The following is a 2,789-nucleotide window of genomic DNA, read 5'->3' as shown; positions in this document are numbered from 1 at the left end:
GCACGTCACGATCACCGCGCACCGCAACACCCGGACGTTCCTGCCGCCCGCCGACCAGTGCCCGCTGTGCCCGGGCGGCCCCGCTTCGGAGATCCCGGACCCGTCCTACGAAGTCGTCGCGTTCGAGAACCGGTTCCCGTCGTTCGACGTGCGGACGCCGCCCGTCCCGCCGGAGATCGACGGGGTCCCCCGCGCCCGCGGCGCCGGGCGCTGCGAGGTCGTCTGCTTCACCGACGAGCACTCCGCGTCGATGGCGCAGCTGCCCGTCTCCCGCGTCCGGACGATCATCGACGCGTGGGCCGACCGCACCGCCGAGATCGCCGCGGTTCCCGGCGTCCGCCAGGTCTACGTGTTCGAGAACCGGGGCGTCGAGATCGGCGTGACCCTGCACCACCCGCACGGCCAGATCTACGGGTACCCGTTCATCACGCCGCGCACCGAGCGCATGCTGGCGGCGGCCGCCGCGAACCCGGACCTGTTCGGCGACGTCCTGGCGGCCGAGCGCGCCGGCGGCCGCGTCGTCCTGCCGGGCGAGCACTGGACGGCCTACGTGCCCGCCGCCGCCCGCTGGCCGGTCGAGGCGCACCTGATGCCGCACCGGCACGTCCCCGACTTCACCGCGCTGGACACCGCCGAGCGCGACGAGCTGGCCGTCCTCTACCGGGACCTGCTGCGCCGCTGCGACGCCCTCTACGGCACCCCGCTCCCGTACGTGGCGGGCTGGCACCAGGCCCCCGCCGGGACGGGCCTCCGCCTGCACCTGGAGCTGTTCTCCGTCCGCCGCGCCGCCGACAAGATCAAGTATCTGGCGGGCTCGGAGTCGGGCATGGCCGCCTGGATCAACGACGTCTCCCCGGAGGACATCGCCGGCCGCCTCCGCGCCGCGGGCTGATTACAGCTTCGCCGCGCCCCATCGCGTCACACCGCGGCCGAGTTTCCGCGAGTGCGTGGAACGCCGCAGCCGGGTGCCTTACGCTCCCACGCATGCCGGATACCGTGCTCGCGGAACCGCTGGCGGAAGGATCGTTCGACAGCGTCGCCGTCACCGCCGAAGGCGCGCCGCTGGCGTTCACCTCGCAGACGGCGCGGGGCGCGAACGCGGGCCAGCTGTGGGACCTGGCCGCCGGCGCGGCCCTCGGTGCGCCGATCCCCGACTTCCCCGCCGACCGCGCCGACTGGGCGTTCGGCGTCCCCGCGGGCTCGCCGACCGTCGCGTGGACGCACCGCGACCGCGTCCACGTCCAGGACCTCTCCACGGGCCACGAGCCGGTCTTCGACGGCCAGCCCGACCTCGTCGGCCTCGCCGTCCACCACGGCCGGGCCGCGGTCGTCACCGTCTTCGGCCCCGCGAGCGACGCCGAGGTCGTCGCGTGGGACGCGCTCACCGGCGAACGCCTGGCCGAGTTCACCCTCTGGCTGGGCCACCGCACGGCCATCGACCGCTGGATCCTGCACGCGACCCCGGCCACCGGCCCCCTCATCGGCCTGCCCGGCGACTCCGCCGTCAGCCTCCTGGACGTCGAACGCGGCGAGGAGATCGCCGCCCTGCCCGCCGACTACGCGGTGCTGACCCCGTCCCCGGACGGCCTGGTCCTCGTCCAGCCGACCCCGTCCGGCCTGCACGTCCGCGGCCTCGACGGCGACCGCCTCGCGACCCTCGACACCCCGGCCCCCTGCGACCGCGTGGCCGCCTCCCAGGTGGACGGCCGCCTCCTCGTCACGGCCGCCGTCCGCGACGACCCCGGCACCCTCCTGGCCTGGGACGCCGCGACCCCGGCCCCGTCCCACCGCCTGAAGGTCCCGTCCCCCGTCAACGACCTGGCCCTGGCCCCGGACGGCACCCTCCTGGCAGCCACCGACGAGGCCCTCTACACCACCCCCCTGTGCCCCTGACCCCCATCCCTCGCTGGGGGCCGACGTCGGTCACGTGGTCGAGGGCGGACAGGTCTCCGGGGGGCAGGCGGACGGCGTCAGGCGACGTGCTCCTTGTAGCGGGCCAGGGTCAGCGCCAGCGCCTCGGGGCCCGGCATCGCCCACAGCGCCTCGTTGAAGATCTCCACCTCGATCGGGCCGGTGTAGCCGGCCGCGTCCACGGCCTCGCGGAAGCGGCGCAGGTCGATGCGGCCGTCGCCGAGCATGCCGCGCCCCGTGAGGACGCCCTCGGGGAGCGGCGTCACCCAGTCGGCGACCTGGAACAGGGCGATGCGGCCGACCGCGCCCGCGCGGGCGATGCCGTCCCACACGTCCGGGTCCCACCACAGGTGGTAGGTGTCGATCATGACGCCCACCTGGGCGGACGGGAAGGGGGCGGCCATGTCGAGCGCCTGGCCGAGGGTGGAGACGACGCAGCGGTCGGAGCAGTACATCGGGTGCAGCGGCTCCAGCGCGAGCCGGACGCCGTGCTCGCCCGCGCAGGGCGCGATCTCGGCGAGGACGTCGGCGACGCGGGAGCGCGCGCCGTCCAGGTCGCGGGATCCGTCCGGGAGGCCGCCGCTCACCAGGCACAGGACTGGCGCGCCCAGTCCGGCCGCCTCCTCGATGGCGCGGCGGTTCTCGTCCACGGCGTCCGGCCGCTGGAAGAAGCCGCCCCGGCACAGGGACGTGACCTCCAGGCCGTGGTCGCGCATGAGCTGGGCGGTGCGGGCCAGGCCGTACTCGGCGACGGGCTCGCGCCACAGGCCGACGCCGGCCACCCCGGCCGCGGCGCAGCCCGCGGCCAGCTCGGGCATGGGCCAGTGCCGGGTCGTCCACTGGTTCAGGCTGAACCTCATCACGCGGCTCCCCATCAC

At 75.5% G+C, this 2,789-nt stretch carries 3 protein-coding genes; 2 read left to right on the top strand and 1 reads right to left on the bottom strand.

All coding sequences use genetic code 11. The features are described 5' to 3' along the window. Positions 1-892 (top strand): galactose-1-phosphate uridylyltransferase (galT, locus tag ACIWVC_RS20335; protein WP_396454424.1); only part of this gene is annotated, 892 nt, incomplete at its 5' end. Between the two features lie 92 nt (positions 893-984). Then, positions 985-1,893 carry a WD40 repeat domain-containing protein gene (locus tag ACIWVC_RS20330; RefSeq protein ID WP_396447567.1) on the top strand — a complete coding sequence of 303 codons (909 nt, stop codon included), beginning with the start codon at positions 985-987 and terminating at the stop codon, positions 1,891-1,893. Between the two features lie 77 nt (positions 1,894-1,970). Here the strand turns inward: ACIWVC_RS20330 and ACIWVC_RS20325 are convergent, their stop codons facing one another. Then, on the bottom strand, positions 1,971-2,786 hold the full coding sequence (locus tag ACIWVC_RS20325; RefSeq protein WP_396447592.1) for a sugar phosphate isomerase/epimerase family protein: 816 nt from the start codon (positions 2,784-2,786) through the stop codon (positions 1,971-1,973). Positions 2,787-2,789: the final 3 nt, after the last annotated feature.

The sequence above is a fragment of the Actinomadura sp. genome, from assembly GCF_044508335.1.
Classification (GTDB): domain Bacteria; phylum Actinomycetota; class Actinomycetes; order Streptosporangiales; family Streptosporangiaceae; genus Spirillospora.
Note: the sequence above shows the minus strand (reverse complement) of the source record. Positions and strands in the feature narration are given on the sequence as shown.